Below are 15,644 nucleotides of genomic sequence, written 5' to 3'. Positions count from 1 at the left end.
GGTCAGCCGTGCGTGGTGTCGATGACGCAGAACCGGTTGCCCTCGGGGTCCGCCAGCACCACGAAGTCCGGGTCGTCCGGGTACAGATCCCAGTCCACCCGCACCGCGCCGAGCGCGATCAGCCGGTCCACCTCGGCGTCCTGCTCCTCGGTGTACAGATCGAGGTGGACCCGGGGGACCTCCTGCACAGGCGTACCGCTGAGGTCCAGGGCCAGGCCGACGCCGGGCCCCTCGGCCGGGACCAGCACCACCCAGTCGTCGTCCGTCGCCGGGTCACGCTCCACGTAGCCGAGCGCCGCCTTCCAGAACGCCGCCGCGCGCCGTACGTCCGACGCGCCCATCACCACGGTTCCGATACGCACCATGGCGTGAGTCTCGCACGCCTCCACGCGACGGGCCCGGTCCGCTCCGAGGAGCGAACCGGGCCCGTGTGCCACCGTACTGACGACCTCTCAGGGAGAGGCGGGCGGATACAGCGCGCGCGGCAGCCGGGAGGCCGCCGCCGCGTCCAGCAGCCACAGGGTGCGGGCGCGGCCGTACGCACCGGCCGCCGGGGCCTGGATCTCCCCGGCACCCGAGAGCGCGATCTCCGCGGCCTCCGCCTTGTCCTCGCCCGCGGCGAGCAGCCACACCTCGCGCGCCGCCCGGATCGCGGGCAGCGTGAGCGAGACGCGGGTGGGCGGCGGCTTGGGGGCGCCGTGCACACCGACGACGGTGCGCTCGGTCTCCCGTACCGCGGGCAGCTCCGGGAAGAGCGACGCGACGTGGGTGTCCGGGCCGACGCCCAGCATCAGCACGTCGAACGTCGGCACCGGGCCGTGGTCCTCGGGACCGGCCGCGGCGGCCAGTTCCTCGGCGTACGCGGCGGCCGCCGCGTCGGCGTCGTTGCCCCAGGGGCCGTCCGAGGCGGGCATCGCGTGCACCCGGGACGGGTCGAGATCCACCGAGTCCAGCAGGGCCTCGCGGGCCTGCGTGACATTGCGCTCCGGGTCGCCCTCGGGCAGGAACCGCTCGTCGCCCCACCACAGATCGAGCCGCGACCAGTCGATCGCGTCCCGGGCGGGCGCGGCGGCGAGCGCGGCCAGCAGGCCGTTGCCGTTGCGCCCGCCGGTGAGGACCACCGAGGCGTAGCCGCGTGCGGCCTGGGCGTCCACGATCCTCGTGATCAGCCGGGCCGCGGCGGCCTGCGCCATCAGCTCCTTGTCGCGGTGCACGACAAGCTGCGGAGCACTCACTTCGACGCCGCCTTCTTGGCGGCGGTCTTCTTCGCGGCGGCCGGGGCGGCGTCCGCCGCGGGCTCGGCCGGCTTCGGCCGCGCCTGTCCGGCGAGCTTCGCCACGCCGAACCTCACCGTCGCCGCGTAGGTGTTGTCCGGGTCCAGCCGGCGCAGCTCCTCGGCGAGCAGCTCGGCGGTCTCCCGCCGCTTCAGCGCCACCGCGCGGTCCGGCTGGCCCTGCATCGAGAGCGTGGCCAGCGAACCGTCGGGACGGTCCAGGACGATGACGCCGTTCTTGGTCTCCATCCGCACGGCCGTCAGACCGGGACCGGCGGAGACGGTGCGCTCCACCGGCACCTTGAGCCGGTCCGCGAGCCACATGGCGAGCAGCTCGCAGCTAGGGTTCTCCGACTCGCCCTCGACGGTCGCCGAGACGACCTGGGCGGACTGCTGGTCGAGCGAGGCCGCCAGCATCGAGCGCCACGGCGTGATGCGGGTCCACGCCAGGTCGGTGTCGCCCGGGGTGTACGAGTCGGCGCGGACCGCCAGCTCCTCGCCCGGGTGCTCCGCCGAGTACGCGTCCGTGATCCGGCGCTGGGCGAGCGCGCCCAGCGGGTCCTTCGCCGGATCGGCGGGGGCGTCCTCGGGCCACCAGACCACGACCGGGGCATCCGGCAGCAGCAGCGGCAGGACCACCGACTGGGCGTGGTTGACCAGCTCGCCGTGGAGACGCAGGACGACCGTCTCGCCGGTGCCCGCGTCGGAACCGACCCGCACCTCGGCGTCGAGCCGGGCGTCCCGGCGGCTGCGCGGCGAGCGGCTGACCCGCTTGATCACCGCGATGATCCGCGAGGGGTGCTCGCGCGAGGCGTCACCGGCCGACTTGAGCGCGTCGTACGCGTTCTCCTCGTCGGTGACGATGACCAGGGTGAGCACCATGCCGATGGCCGGGGTGCCGATGGCCCGGCGGGCCGAGACCAGCGCCTGGTTGATCTTGCTGGAAGTGGTCTCCGTGAGATCGATCTTCATGGCCGGCGCCAGCTCCGTCCGTCTCGTGCGAGCATCTCGTCGGCCTCGGCCGGACCCCAGGTGCCCGCCGGGTACTGCGCGGGCTTGCCGTGCTTGTCCCAGTACTCCTCGATCGGGTCGAGGATGTTCCAGGACAGCTCGACCTCCTGGTGCCGGGGGAAGAGGTTGGCGTCACCGAGCAGCACATCGAGGATGAGCCGCTCGTAGGCCTCGGGGCTGGACTCCGTGAAGGACTCGCCGTAGGCGAAGTCCATCGTGACGTCCCGGACCTCCATCGAGGTGCCGGGCACCTTGGAGCCGAACCGCACGGTCACGCCCTCGTCCGGCTGCACCCGGATGACCAGGGCGTTGCCGCCCAGCTCCTCGGTGGCACCGGACTCGAAGGGCAGGTACGGGGCCCGCTTGAAGACGACCGCGATCTCCGTGACCCGGCGGCCGAGCCGCTTTCCGGTCCGGAGGTAGAACGGCACGCCCGCCCAGCGGCGGTTGTTGATCGTCAGCTTGATCGCGGCGAAGGTGTCGGTCTTCGACTTGGGGTCGATGCCGTCCTCTTCGAGGTAGCCGGGGACCTCCTCGCCGCCCTGCCACGCGTGCGCGTACTGGGCGCGGACCGTGTGCTTGCCCAGGTCCTCCGGCAGCTCCACCGCCGTGAGCACCTTGAGCTTCTCGGCGACCAGGGCCTTCGGGTGGAAGGAGCCGGGCTCCTCCATCGCGGTCAGCGCCAGCAGCTGGAGCAGGTGGTTCTGGATGACGTCACGGGCGGCGCCGATGCCGTCGTAGTAGCCGGCCCGGCCGCCGATGCCGATGTCCTCGGCCATCGTGATCTGGACGTGGTCGACGTACGACCTGTTCCAGATCGGCTCGAACATCGTGTTGGCGAACCGCAGCGCCAGGATGTTCTGGACCGTCTCCTTGCCCAGGTAGTGGTCGATCCGGAAGACCTCGTTGGGCGGGAAGACGTCGTGCACGATCTGGTTGAGCTCCTGCGCGCTCTTCAGGTCGTGGCCGAAGGGCTTCTCGATGACGGCACGCCGCCAGGAGCCCTCCTTCTGGTCCGCCAGGCCGTGCTTCTTGAGCTGCTGGACGACCTTGGGGAAGAACTTCGGCGGCACGGACAGATAGAAGGCGAAGTTGCCGCCCGTGCCCTGCGCCTTGTCCAGCTCCTGGATCGTGGACTTCAGCTGTTCGAAGGCCTCGTCGTCGTCGAAGTTGCCCTGGACGAAGCGCATCCCCTGGATGAGCTGCTGCCAGACCTCTTCGCGGAACGGTGTGCGGGCGTGCTGCTTGACGGCGTCGTGGACCTCCTGTGCGAAGTCCTCGTCCTGCCACTCGCGGCGCGCGAATCCGATGAGGGAGAAGCCCGGCGGCAACAGGCCGCGATTGGCCAGGTCGTACACGGCGGGCATCAGCTTTTTACGGGACAAATCACCCGTGACCCCGAAGATCACCAGACCCGACGGCCCCGCGATGCGCGGAAGCCGTCGGTCCTGGGGGTCACGAAGCGGGTTGGCTCCGGGAACACCAGACAAGGTGGTCAGCCCTCCGAAGGGGCGAGGCGCTTGAGCTCCGCCTCGGTCGAGTTGAGCAGGTCGATCCAGGAGGCCTCGAACTTCTCGACGCCCTCGTCCTCCAGGAGCTGGACGACGTCGTCGTAGGAGATCCCGAGCTTCGCCACGGCGTCGAGATCGGCGCGGGCCTGCTCGTAGGTGCCGGCGATCGTGTCGCCGGTGACCTCCCCGTGGTCCGCCGTGGCGTCCAGGGTGGCCTCGGGCATGGTGTTCACCGTGCCGGGGGCGACCAGGTCGACGACGTACAGGGTGTCCTTGTACGCGGGGTCCTTGACGCCGGTCGAGGCCCACAGCGGACGCTGCTTGTTGGCCTGCGCCCTGTCCAGGGCGGCCCAGCGGTCCGAGGAGAAGACCTCCTCGTACGCCTGGTAGGCGAGCCGGGCGTTGGCGACCGCCGCCTTGCCCTTGAGGGCCTTGGCCTCGTCGGTACCGACGGTGTCGAGACGCTTGTCGATCTCGGTGTCCACGCGGGACACGAAGAACGAGGCCACCGAGTGGATCAGGGAGAGGTCCAGGCCCGCGGCCTTCGCCTTCTCCAGGCCCGCCAGGTAGGCGTCCATGACCTCGCGGTAGCGCTCCAGCGAGAAGATCAGCGTGACGTTGACGCTGATGCCCTTGCCGATGACCTCGGTGATCGCCGGGAGACCGGCCTTCGTCGCCGGGATCTTGATGAGTGTGTTGGGACGGTCCACCAGCCAGGCCAGCTGCTTGGCCTCGGCGACGGTGGCCGCGGTGTGGTGGGCCAGGCGCGGGTCGACCTCGATGGAGACCCGGCCGTCCTGGCCGTCCGTGGCGTCGAAGACCGGACGCAGGATGTCCGCCGCGTCCCGTACGTCGGCCGTCGTGATCATGCGGATGGCCTCGTCGACGGTGACCTTGCGGGTGGCGAGGTCGGTGAGCTGCTGCTCGTACCCGTCGCCCGAGGAGATCGCCTTCTGGAAGATCGACGGGTTGGTGGTGACGCCCACGACGTGCTGCTGGTCGATCAGCTCGGCGAGGTTGCCCGAGGTGATCCGCTTGCGCGACAGGTCATCGAGCCAGATCGCCACGCCCTCGTCGGAGAGGCGCTTGAGTGCGTCTGTCATGAGAATTGCATCTCCTACTAGTCGTATATCGGCGTCAGCGCGTGGCCGCGGCGAGAGATTCCCGCGCGGCGGCGGCGACGTGCTCGCCGGTGAAGCCGAACTCGCGGAAGAGGACCTTGGCGTCGGCCGAGGCACCGAAGTGCTCCAGCGAGACGATTCGGCCGGCGTCACCGACGTAGCGGTACCAGGTCAGGCCGATGCCGGCCTCGACCGCGACGCGCGCCTTCACGGACGGCGGCAGAACGCTGTCCTTGTACGCCTGGTTCTGCTCCTCGAACCACTCGACCGACGGCATCGAGACCACCCGGGTCGGAATGCCGGCCGCCTGGAGCTCCTCGCGTGCCTCGACGGCGAGGTGCACCTCGGAACCGGTGCCGATCAGCAGCACCTGCGGTTCCGCGCTCCGCCCGTCGGACCCCTCGGCCTCGAACAGTACGTAGCCGCCCTTGGCCGCGTCCTCGTTGGCCTCGTACGTCGGCACGCCCTGGCGGGTCAGCGCCAGACCGTGCGGGGCGCCCTTGCCGAACACCTTGGTGTAGCGGCGCAGGATCTCGCGCCAGGCGATGGAGGTCTCGTTGGCGTCGGCCGGGCGGACGATGTTCAGGCCCGGGATGGCGCGCAGCGAGGCCAGGTGCTCCACCGGCTGGTGGGTCGGGCCGTCCTCGCCGAGACCGATCGAGTCGTGCGTCCACACGTAGGTCACCGGCAGGTGCATCAGCGCGGACAGCCGCACGGCGTTGCGCATGTAGTCGGAGAACACCAGGAAGGTGCCGCCGTAGATGCGGGTGTTGCCGTGCAGCGCGATGCCGTTCATGGCGGCGGCCATGGCGTGCTCGCGGATGCCGAAGTGGATCGTGCGGCCGTACGGGTCCGCACCCGGCAGCGGGTTGCCGGCCGGGAGGAACGACGACGTCTTGTCGATCGTGGTGTTGTTGGAGCCCGCGAGGTCGGCGGAGCCGCCCCACAGCTCGGGGATGATCTCGCCGAGTGCCTGGAGCACCTTGCCGGAGGCGGCGCGGGTGGCGACACCCTTGCCCGGCTCGAAGACCGGAAGCCTGTCCTCCCAGCCCGCGGGCAGCTCGCCGGCGGAGATCCGGTCGAAGTCGGCGGCGCGCTCCGGGTTGGCGGTGCGCCAGGCGGCGAAGGACTTCTCCCACTCGCCCTTGGCCTCGCGGCCGCGGTCCAGTGCCTCACGGGTGTGGGCGATGACCTCGTCGGAGACCTCGAAGCTCTTCTCCGGGTCGAAGCCGAGCACCCGCTTCGTCGCCGCGACCTCCTCGGCGCCGAGCGCCGAACCGTGCGAGGCCTCGGTGTTCTGGGCGTGCGGCGCGGGCCAGGCGATGATCGAGCGGGCCGCGATGAACGAGGGGCGCCCGGTCTCGGCCTTGGCCGCCTGGAGCGCCGCGAACAGACCCGCCGGGTCGAGGTCGCCGCTCGGCAGCTGCTCGACGCGCTGGACGTGCCAGCCGTACGCCTCGTACCGCTTCAGGGTGTCCTCGGAGACCGCGGTCTCCGTGTCGCCCTCGATGGAGATGTGGTTGTCGTCCCACAGCAGGACCAGGTTGCCGAGCTTCTGGTGCCCGGCCAGCGAGGACGCCTCCGCGGAGATGCCCTCCTGGAGGCAGCCGTCACCGGCGACGGCCCAGACCATGTGGTCGAAGGGAGAGGTGCCGGGGGCCGCGTCCGGGTCGAACAGGCCGCGCTCGTACCGGGAGGCCATCGCCATGCCCACGGCGTTGGCGACACCCTGGCCCAGCGGGCCGGTGGTCGTCTCGACGCCGGTGGTGTGGCCGTACTCCGGGTGACCGGGGGTCTTGGACCCCCAGGTGCGGAAGGCCTTGAGGTCGTCGAGCTCCAGGCCGTACCCGGCCAGGTAGAGCTGGATGTAGAGCGTCAGGCTGGTGTGACCGGCCGAGAGCACGAACCGGTCGCGTCCGGCCCAGTCCGCGTCGGCGGGGTCGTGGCGCATCACCTTCTGGAAGAGGGTGTACGCGGCGGGAGCGAGGCTCATGGCCGTACCAGGGTGGCCGTTTCCGACCTTCTGTACGGCGTCCGCTGCAAGGACACGGACAGTGTCCACGGCCCGCTGGTCCAATTCGGTCCACTGGAGATCTGTGGTGGTCGGCTTGGTGCTCACCCTGAGTCAGGGCTCCTCTCCACTGTTGTAAACCGGTGACTGTGACCGCACCGGGCGTTGTCGAGCCTACCCCCGTCGGAACAAGCATTTTCCGGCTGCTTTCCAGGGTGCGGGCGGCCCGCGGAGTTCGCCTCCCGTATGAGCGGGACGGCTCACTTCTGCGCCACTCCGATGAGCGCTTCTCCTTACTTATGGGCCCTCCGATGAGCAGGTCCTCGTACTTCTGTCCCGCTCCGGTGAGCGGGCGGGCTGCTCACGCGCAGTATCACGGCGACCGGCCCGCCGGCCCGCGCGCCGCACCACGAGGGCGGGGCCCCGCTGCTTCCGGCGCCGTTCAACACGACCGACCCCCGCGAAGATCGGCCTGTCCCCAACGTCTACAGTGGTCTGGTTCGCGCAAGTCTTTACCGGGCCTTCACGCCCGGAGCTTGCTGGGATTTCTCTGTCAGGGGTGTGCGTGACGGCCGTCGAGTCCCGACCCGCAGGGGTCGCCTTGACTCCCAGCCCAGGGGGCCATCGCCCGTTCGGGGCCCGTGTCAAGGCATTCGTGGCGCTTACCAAGCCGCGGATCATCGAGCTGTTGCTGATCACCACTGTTCCGGTGATGTTCCTCGCCGCTCAGGGTGTGCCCGACCTGTGGCTCGTGGTCACCACCACCGTCGGCGGATATCTCTCCGCGGGCGGTGCCAACGCGCTGAACATGTACATCGACCGCGACATCGACGCGCTGATGGACCGTACGTCGCAGCGCCCGCTGGTCACCGGCATGGTGAGCCCGGCCGAGTGCCTGGTCTTCGGCATCTCCCTCGCCGTGATCTCGACGGTCTGGTTCGGCCTCCTGGTCAACTGGCTGTCGGCCGCGCTGTCGCTCGGTGCCCTGCTCTTCTACGTCGTCGTCTACACGATGCTGCTGAAGCGCCGCACCGCACAGAACATCGTCTGGGGCGGCATCGCGGGCTGCCTGCCGGTCCTCATCGGCTGGTCCGCCGTCACGAACTCCATGTCGTGGGCGGCCGTCATCCTCTTCGCCGTCATCTTCTTCTGGACGCCGCCGCACTACTGGCCGCTCTCCATGAAGGTGAAGGAGGACTACGCCCGGGTCGGCGTCCCGATGCTTCCGGTCGTCGCGTCCAACCGGGTGGTGGCCCGCCAGATCGTCGTCTACAGCTGGGTGATGGTGGCCGTCTCGCTGCTGCTGACCCCGCTCGGCTACACCGGCTGGTTCTACACGGCGGTGGCGCTGCTGACCGGCGGGTTCTGGCTCTGGGAGGCGCACGGCCTGCAGAACCGGGCCAAGGCCGGTGTGACCGGGGCCAAGCTCAAGGAGATGCGGCTGTTCCACTGGTCCATCACCTATGTCTCACTGCTCTTCGTCGCCGTGGCGGTCGACCCCTTCCTGAGGTAGTCCCGCCGCTCGACACCTGCCGACGGGCGGGGTGCGTGGCCCAGGCCACGTACCCCGCCCGTCGCGCGTCGATCTACCCGTCGGTAGCATCCTGAACATGGCTGAGACGGCAGAGACCCAGGTGGAGAGCGGCAAGCAGGCGGCCCGCGCGGAGCGCAGGGCGGCGAAGCTCGCCAAGGAGATCGGTGCCTTCGCCGAGGCGCACGGCGGCGCGGAGGGACAGCTCGCCTACATCGGGCAGCGGGGCGCCCGCATCGTGCTCGTGGGCGAGGACGGCGGCTGGGGCGACCTGGTCGCTCCGTCGTACGCGGTCGCCGAGAGCGCCACGCGCAAGGCCGGGATCACGATGCACGACGAGTTCGACGGCGAGTTCGCCGCGAAGGTCCGCACCGGCCCGTACGAGTGGACGCGGATGGCCGGCATCCAGATCGGCGGCCCCTCCGGCAAGGCCTGACCGGCACTTCCCCCGTACAACGGCGATCGCCGGACGGATTCCTTCTCGGAACCGTCCGGCGATCGCCGTAGGGGGAGGGGCCGCGCGCGGTCAGCCGGCCGCTGCGGGCTCCGGCTGCCCGGCGGCGGGGCCGGGCACCGTGGCCACGGCCACGGGGCGCTCACGGAGCGACAGGACCACCCGCACGACCGCGATCCACACGAGGCACGAGCCCAGCATGTGCAGACCGACCAGGATCTCCGGGGTGTCGGTGAAATACTGCACGTACCCGATCACGCCCTGCGCCATCAGCACCAGGAAGAGGTCACGGGCGCGGTGCAGCGGGCCGGACGGCGCGTCGACGGCCTTCAGCACGAACCAGAGCGCGACGGTCAGCGCCACCACGACCCAGGCCAGATCGGCGTGCAGCTGCGCGACCATCTTCCAGTCGATCGGGATGCGGTGCACATCACTGGAGTCGCCCGCGTGCCGCCCGGCGCCGGTGACGACCGTGCCGACCGCGACCAGCAGCCCCGCGGCGACCGTGAGCAGCCAGGTCAGCTGGGACACCGCCCTGCCGACCAGTGGCCGGGGCGCCTCGTCGCCCTCGCGGGTCCGCTGCCAGGTCACCATCGCGACGGTGAGCAGCGCCGTGGAGAGCAGGAAGTGCGCCGCGACGGTGTACGGGTTGAGGCCGACCAGCACCACGATCCCGCCGAGCACGGCGTTGCCCATGACCACCCAGAACTGCACCCAGCCGAGCCTCGTCAGGCTGCGCCGCCAGGGCTTGGCGGACCGGGCGGCGATGATCGCCCAGCCGACGGCCGCGCACAGGACGTACGTCAGCATCCGGTTGCCGAACTCGATGACGCCGTGGAAGCCCATCTCGCTCGTCGCCGTGAGGCTCTCGTCGGTGCACTTGGGCCAGGTCGGGCAGCCGAGGCCGGAGCCGGTCAGCCGCACCGCGCCACCGGTCACGACGATGAGCACGGCCATGACGACCGCGGACATGGCCGCACGGCGGACCGTACGGGGGGAGGGGGTCCATCGCTCGGCGATGTACAGGAGCGGGTTCCGCGCGGCTTGAGCGACTTCGGCTCGGGTCAGCTTGGGCACGCGCACCATCGTAGGCGGCGGCTTGTGCAAGCTTTCACGAGGGGGACGAGTTACCCGAAACGCCGACGGAGCGCGTCCGCGCGCTCACGTGCCGGAGGCCGCCGGGCTCACTCCCAGCGGAAGAACCTCGCCGCCGCGCCCAGCCCGAGCACCGCCCACACCGCCAGGATGCCGAGGCCGCCCCAGGGCATCGCCGCACCGTGCTGGAGCACGTCCCGCAGACCGTCCGACAGCGCCGCGATCGGCAGCAGCCCGAGGACCGACTGCACCGCGTCCGGGAACTTGTCCAGCGGCACGATGACCCCGCCGCCGACCAGCAGCAGCAGGAAGACCAGGTTGGCCGCGGCGAGCGTCGCCTCCGCCCTGAGCGTCCCGGCCATCAGCAGCCCGAGCCCGGAGAAGGCCGCCGTGCCGAGCACGAGCAGCAGCAGGACGGCGAGGGGGTTGCCCTGCGGCGACCAGCCGAGCGCGAACGCGATCACCGTGAGCAGCACCACCTGGAGCACCTCGGTGACCAGCACCGCGAGGGTCTTGGAGGTCATCAGCGCCCAGCGCGGCAGCGGCGAGGCCGCGAGCCGCTTGAGGACCCCGTACCGCCGCTCGAACCCGGTGGCGATGGCCTGGCCCGTGAAGGCCGTGGACATCACGGCGAGCGCGAGGATGCCGGGCGCCAGGAAGTCGACGGACTCGCCCGCGCCGGTGTCCACGACGTCGACCGCGCTGAACAGCACCAGCAGCAGCGTCGGGATGATCACGGTCAGCAGCAGCTGCTCGCCGTTGCGCAGCAGCATCCGCGTCTCCAGCGCGGTCTGCGCGGCGATCATGCGGCCCAGCGGGGCGGCGCCCGGCCGGGGGGTGTACGTACCGGCGCTCATGCGCGCAGCTCCTTGCCGGTCAGTTCGAGGAAGACGTCCTCCAGGGTGTGCCGCTCCACGGAGATGCCGGACGGCATCACTCCGTGCCGGGCGCACCAGGAGGTGACGGTGGCCAGCAGCTCCGGGTCGACGTCCCCGGTGATGCGGTACGTGCCCGGGAGGATCTCGGCCGCCCCGGAACCGTCGGGCAGTGCCTTCAGCAGCGAGCCGATGTCGAGACCGGGGCGGCCGGTGAAGCGCAGGGTGTTCTCGGCGCCGCCCCGGCAGAGCGCCTCGGGGCTGCCCTGGGCGATCACCCTGCCCGCGTCGATGACGGCGACGTCGTCGGCCAGCTCCTCGGCCTCGTCCATGAAGTGCGTGGTCAGGACGGTGGAGACCCCGTCGGTGCGCAGCTCGCGCACGAGTTCCCAGGTGGAGCGGCGGGCCTGCGGGTCCAGGCCGGCGGTCGGCTCGTCCAGGAAGACCAGCTCCGGGCGGCCCACGACGGCCATCGCCAGGGCGAGCCGCTGCTGCTGGCCGCCGGAGAGCCGCCGGTAGGTCGTACGGCCGCAGCCGCCGAGGCCGAGGCGCTCGATCAGGGCGTCCACGTCCAGCGGGTGGGCGTGCAGCTTCGCCATGTGGCGGAGCATCTCGTCGGCGCGCGCCCCGGAGTAGACGCCACCCGACTGGAGCATCACGCCGATCCGCGGGCGCAGCTCGGCGGCGTCGGCGACCGGGTCGAGGCCGAGGACCCGCACGGTCCCGGCGTCGGGGCGGCGGTAGCCCTCGCAGGTCTCGATCGTGGTGGTCTTGCCGGCGCCGTTGGGGCCGAGGACGGCGGTGACCGCGCCGGTGCGTACACACAGGTCGAGGCCGTCCACAGCGGTCTTGGAGCCGTACCGCTTCACCAGGCCGCGGACCTCTACGGCCGACTCGCTCTTCATGGCCGACAAGTCTAGGCACGGGACCGGGCGGCCCCGTCCGCCGGGGGCGAATTAGGTGACCCTAAGTGATGAACGGCACCGTAGATCGTTTCGGACCGTGGTTGTCAGGGCCGGATGAATTACGCAACAATGGCGTTGTGAAATACGTTGGCGAGGCTCCGCAGGAGGAACTCGCGACCGGAGAGCGCTCGACGCGCAACCGGGTCGCGCGCTCCATCCTGGACCATGGCCCGTCCACCGTCGCCGAGCTGGCGAAGCGCCTCGGCCTCACCCAGGCGGCGGTCCGCCGCCATCTCGACGCCCTCGCCTCGGACAACGTCGTGGAGGCCCGTGAGCAGCGGGTCTACGGGGCTCGGACCCGTGGCCGCCCGGCCAAGGTGTTCGCCCTCACCGACTGCGGCCGGGACGCCTTCGACCAGTCCTACGACAAGCTCGCGGCGGACGCCCTGCGCTGGATCGCCGAGACCGCGGGCGAGGAGGCGGTCGCCGCTTTCGCCCGCGCCAGGATCGAGTCCCAGTCCGAGGCGTACCGCACGGCGGTCGAGACCGCGGACCCCGAGGCCCGCACCGAAGCGCTGGCCAAGGCCCTGTCCGCCGACGGGTACGCTGCTACGGCGCGTAGCGCGCCGGGTCCGCAGCAGGGCGAGCAGCTGTGCCAGCACCACTGCCCGGTCGCCCATGTCGCCGAGCAGTACCCGCAGCTGTGCGAGGCGGAGACGGAGTTCTTCTCCACCCTCCTCGGGACGCATGTGCAGCGTCTGGCCACCATCGCCCACGGCGACGGTGTGTGCACGACGTACATTCCGCGCAGCGGCCACTCAGCACCACAGACCACCAATTCAGCATCTGCAAGCACGGCCGGGAGGAACCCCGCATGACGCTCCCTACGGAGACTGCCCACCCCGAACTCGAGGGTCTGGGCACGTACGAATTCGGCTGGGCCGACTCCGACGCGGCGGGTGCCGCCGCCAAGCGCGGGCTCTCCGAGGAGGTCGTCCGCGACATCTCGGGGAAGAAGAACGAGCCCGAGTGGATGCTGAAGCTGCGCCTCAAGGGCCTGCGGCTGTTCGACAAGAAGCCCATGCCGAACTGGGGCTCCGACCTGTCGGGCATCGACTTCGACAACATCAAGTACTTCGTGCGGTCCACCGAGAAGCAGGCGGAGTCCTGGGAGGACCTGCCCGAGGACATCAAGAACACCTACGACAAGCTCGGCATCCCGGAGGCGGAGAAGCAGCGCCTGGTCGCCGGTGTCGCCGCGCAGTACGAGTCCGAGGTCGTCTACCACCAGATCCGTGAGGACCTGGAGGAGCAGGGCGTCATCTTCCTCGACACCGACACCGCGCTGAAGGAGCACCCGGAGCTCTTCAAGGAGTACTTCGGCACCGTCATCCCGGTCGGCGACAACAAGTTCGCCTCGCTGAACTCGGCCGTGTGGTCCGGCGGCTCGTTCATCTACGTGCCCAAGGGTGTCCACGTCGACATCCCGCTCCAGGCCTACTTCCGTATCAACACGGAGAACATGGGTCAGTTCGAGCGGACGCTGATCATCGTCGACGAGGACGCCTACGTCCACTACGTCGAGGGCTGCACCGCCCCGATCTACTCCTCCGACTCGCTGCACTCCGCGGTCGTCGAGATCATCGTGAAGAAGGGCGGCCGCTGCCGCTACACGACGATCCAGAACTGGTCGAACAACGTCTACAACCTGGTCACCAAGCGCGCCGTGGCCTACGAGGGCGCGACCATGGAGTGGGTCGACGGCAACATCGGCTCCAAGGTCACCATGAAGTACCCGGCCGTCTACCTGATGGGCGAGCACGCCAAGGGCGAGACCCTGTCCATCGCCTTCGCGGGCGAGGGCCAGCACCAGGACGCCGGCGCCAAGATGGTCCACATGGCGCCGAACACCTCCTCCAACATCGTCTCCAAGTCGGTGGCGCGAGGCGGCGGCCGTACCTCCTACCGCGGTCTGATCGAGATCGGCGAGGGCGCGCCGGGCGCGAAGTCCAACGTGCTCTGCGACGCGCTGCTGGTCGACACGATCTCGCGCTCCGACACCTACCCGTACGTCGACGTCCGCGAGGACGACGTGTCGATGGGTCACGAGGCGACCGTCTCCAAGGTCTCCGAGGACCAGCTCTTCTACCTGATGAGCCGCGGGCTGACGGAGTTCGAGGCGATGGCGATGATCGTGCGCGGCTTCGTCGAGCCGATCGCGAAGGAGCTGCCGATGGAGTACGCCCTTGAGCTCAACCGGCTGATCGAGCTGCAGATGGAGGGTTCGGTCGGCTAGCGCAGCCTGACGACCGGATTCCCCGACCACTGACAGAGAAAGTGAGCACTACGACAGCCATGGCTGAGGCTCAGAACATCCCGGCGGGCTCCACCACCACCGGATCCATCGCGGTGGCCGCCGAGTCGACCGTCGCCACGCGCATGAGCGCGCCCCCGTCCTTCGACGTCGCGGACTTCCCGGTCCCGCACGGCCGTGAGGAGGAGTGGCGGTTCACGCCGCTGGAGCGGCTGCGCGGGCTGCACGACGGCACGGCCGTCGCCACCGGCGGCGGTGTGAAGGTCGCGATCGAGGCCCCCGAGGGCGTCACCGTCGAGACCGTCGGCCGTGACGACTCCCGGCTCGGCAGGGCCGGCATCCCGGTGGACCGCGTCGCCGCCCAGGCGTACTCCTCCTTCGAGCAGGCGTCCGTCGTCACGGTCGCCAAGGAGGCCGTGCTCACCGAGCCGATCCGTATCGCGGTGCACGGCGAGGGCGGCGTGGCCTACGGCCACCAGGTCGTCGAGCTCGGAGCCTTCGCCGAGGCCGTCGTCGTCATCGACCACACCGGTGACGCGGTGCTCGCCGCCAACGTGGACTACGTCCTCGGCGACGGCGCGAAGCTCACCGTCGTCTCCGTGCAGGACTGGGACGAGACCGCGGTCCACGTCGGCCAGCACAACGCGCTGGTCGGCCGGGACGCCTCGTTCAAGTCGATCGTCGTCACCTTCGGCGGCGACCTCGTCCGCCTCCACCCGCGCGTCAACTACGCGGGCACCGGCGGCGAGGCCGAGCTCTTCGGTCTGTACTTCACCGACAAGGGCCAGCACCAGGAGCACCGCCTCCTGGTGGACCACAACACCCCGCACTGCAAGTCCAACGCCGCCTACAAGGGCGCGCTCCAGGGCGACGGCGCACACGCCGTGTGGATCGGTGACGTCCTCATCCAGGCCGCCGCCGAGGGCACCGACACCTACGAGATGAACCGCAACCTCGTCCTCACGGACGGCGCGCGGGTCGACTCCGTGCCGAATCTGGAGATCGAGACCGGCGAGATCGTCGGCGCTGGCCACGCCTCGGCGACCGGCCGCTTCGACGACGAGCAGCTCTTCTACCTGATGTCCCGGGGCATCGACGCCGAGGAGGCCCGCCGGCTCGTCGTGCGCGGCTTCTTCGCCGAGCTCGTCCAGCAGATCGGCCTGCCGGACGTCGAGGCGCGGCTGCTCGAAAAGATCGAGGCCGAGCTGAAGGCTTCCGTCTGATGGCCTTCGTCAAAGCCTGTGCGCTGAGTGAGCTGGAGGACGACACCCCGAAGCGGGTGGAGCTCGACGGCGTCCCGGTGTCCGTCGTCCGTACCGAGGGCGAGGTGTTCGCGATCAACGACATCTGCTCGCACGCGAACGTCTCACTGTCCGAGGGAGAGGTCGAGGACTGCTCGATCGAGTGCTGGCTGCACGGCTCCAGCTTCGACCTGCGCACCGGCAAGCCCTCCGGCCTTCCCGCGACGCGCCCCGTCCCCGTATACCCCGTCAAGATCGAAGGGGACGATGTGCTCGTCTCCGTCACCCAGGAGTCCTGAGTC

The 15,644-nt window shown here is 70.3% G+C and carries 15 protein-coding genes; 6 read left to right on the top strand and 9 right to left on the bottom strand.

Annotated features, from left to right (window positions below; all coding sequences use genetic code 11):
* Positions 1 to 2 precede the first annotated feature (2 nt).
* From ACGF8B_RS13455 to tkt, 6 genes are all read right to left on the bottom strand, one after another.
* The gene (locus tag ACGF8B_RS13455; protein WP_384760415.1) at positions 3 to 365 is read right to left on the bottom strand and encodes a VOC family protein; all 363 of its coding nucleotides are present in this window, start codon (positions 363 to 365) and stop codon (positions 3 to 5) included.
* Positions 366 to 452: 87 nt separating this feature from the next.
* On the bottom strand, positions 453 to 1,235 hold the full coding sequence (gene pgl / locus ACGF8B_RS13450; protein ID WP_384760416.1) for a 6-phosphogluconolactonase: 783 nt from the start codon (positions 1,233 to 1,235) through the stop codon (positions 453 to 455).
* Positions 1,232 to 2,245 (bottom strand): glucose-6-phosphate dehydrogenase assembly protein OpcA, encoded by a 1,014-nt coding sequence (gene opcA / locus ACGF8B_RS13445; RefSeq protein ID WP_392737642.1) that lies wholly within the window; start codon positions 2,243 to 2,245, stop codon positions 1,232 to 1,234. Before opcA ends, pgl begins: the two co-directional genes overlap by 4 nt.
* Positions 2,242 to 3,774 (bottom strand): glucose-6-phosphate dehydrogenase, encoded by a 1,533-nt coding sequence (zwf, locus tag ACGF8B_RS13440; protein WP_392737641.1) that lies wholly within the window; start codon positions 3,772 to 3,774, stop codon positions 2,242 to 2,244. The genes opcA and zwf overlap by 4 nt, the downstream gene beginning before the upstream one ends.
* Positions 3,775 to 3,779: 5 nt before the next feature.
* Positions 3,780 to 4,898: a transaldolase gene (gene tal / locus ACGF8B_RS13435; RefSeq protein ID WP_392737639.1), complete on the bottom strand. Its 1,119-nt coding sequence runs from the start codon at positions 4,896 to 4,898 to the stop codon at positions 3,780 to 3,782.
* A gap of 34 nt (positions 4,899 to 4,932) precedes the next feature.
* On the bottom strand, positions 4,933 to 7,035 hold the full coding sequence (tkt, locus tag ACGF8B_RS13430) for a transketolase (RefSeq protein ID WP_392737637.1): 2,103 nt from the start codon (positions 7,033 to 7,035) through the stop codon (positions 4,933 to 4,935).
* A gap of 451 nt (positions 7,036 to 7,486) precedes the next feature.
* On the opposite strand from tkt, the gene ACGF8B_RS13425 reads away from it, so the two are divergent.
* Positions 7,487 to 8,440: a heme o synthase gene (locus ACGF8B_RS13425; RefSeq protein WP_392737635.1), complete on the top strand. Its 954-nt coding sequence runs from the start codon at positions 7,487 to 7,489 to the stop codon at positions 8,438 to 8,440.
* A gap of 97 nt (positions 8,441 to 8,537) precedes the next feature.
* Complete coding sequence (locus ACGF8B_RS13420; RefSeq protein WP_392737633.1) at positions 8,538 to 8,894, top strand: hypothetical protein; 357 nt, start codon at positions 8,538 to 8,540, stop codon at positions 8,892 to 8,894.
* Positions 8,895 to 8,984: 90 nt separating this feature from the next.
* Here ACGF8B_RS13420 and ACGF8B_RS13415 read toward each other — a convergent pair whose 3' ends face one another.
* From ACGF8B_RS13415 to ACGF8B_RS13405, 3 genes are all read right to left on the bottom strand, one after another.
* Positions 8,985 to 9,998 (bottom strand): heme A synthase, encoded by a 1,014-nt coding sequence (locus tag ACGF8B_RS13415; RefSeq protein ID WP_392737631.1) that lies wholly within the window; start codon positions 9,996 to 9,998, stop codon positions 8,985 to 8,987.
* A 98-nt stretch (positions 9,999 to 10,096) separates the two neighbouring features.
* Entirely contained in the window at positions 10,097 to 10,864 is a 768-nt protein-coding gene (locus tag ACGF8B_RS13410) for an ABC transporter permease (protein ID WP_392737630.1), read from the bottom strand.
* A complete protein-coding gene (locus ACGF8B_RS13405; protein ID WP_392737628.1) occupies positions 10,861 to 11,787 on the bottom strand; it encodes an ABC transporter ATP-binding protein in 927 nt (308 codons plus the stop codon). The genes ACGF8B_RS13410 and ACGF8B_RS13405 overlap by 4 nt, the downstream gene beginning before the upstream one ends.
* A 137-nt stretch (positions 11,788 to 11,924) precedes the next feature.
* Between ACGF8B_RS13405 and ACGF8B_RS13400 the strand changes: the two genes are divergently transcribed.
* Genes ACGF8B_RS13400 through ACGF8B_RS13385 form a run of 4 tightly spaced genes read left to right on the top strand, consistent with a single transcriptional unit; the run spans position 11,925 to position 15,641 of the window.
* Complete coding sequence (locus tag ACGF8B_RS13400) at positions 11,925 to 12,665, top strand: helix-turn-helix transcriptional regulator (RefSeq protein WP_392737626.1); 741 nt, start codon at positions 11,925 to 11,927, stop codon at positions 12,663 to 12,665.
* Positions 12,662 to 14,083: a Fe-S cluster assembly protein SufB gene (gene sufB / locus ACGF8B_RS13395; RefSeq protein WP_361455657.1), complete on the top strand. Its 1,422-nt coding sequence runs from the start codon at positions 12,662 to 12,664 to the stop codon at positions 14,081 to 14,083. Before ACGF8B_RS13400 ends, sufB begins: the two co-directional genes overlap by 4 nt.
* A 59-nt stretch (positions 14,084 to 14,142) precedes the next feature.
* Positions 14,143 to 15,324 carry a Fe-S cluster assembly protein SufD gene (gene sufD, locus ACGF8B_RS13390; RefSeq protein WP_392737624.1) on the top strand — a complete coding sequence of 394 codons (1,182 nt, stop codon included), beginning with the start codon at positions 14,143 to 14,145 and terminating at the stop codon, positions 15,322 to 15,324.
* Positions 15,324 to 15,641 carry a bifunctional 3-phenylpropionate/cinnamic acid dioxygenase ferredoxin subunit gene (locus tag ACGF8B_RS13385; RefSeq protein WP_148834126.1) on the top strand — a complete coding sequence of 106 codons (318 nt, stop codon included), beginning with the start codon at positions 15,324 to 15,326 and terminating at the stop codon, positions 15,639 to 15,641. Before sufD ends, ACGF8B_RS13385 begins: the two co-directional genes overlap by 1 nt.
* The last annotated feature ends 3 nt before the right edge of the window (positions 15,642 to 15,644 follow it).

This window comes from Streptomyces sp. NPDC047917, assembly GCF_043204345.1.
In the GTDB taxonomy this organism is placed as follows: Bacteria; Actinomycetota; Actinomycetes; order Streptomycetales; family Streptomycetaceae; genus Streptomyces; species Streptomyces sanglieri.
This window is presented reverse-complemented; position numbering and strand designations above follow the sequence as displayed.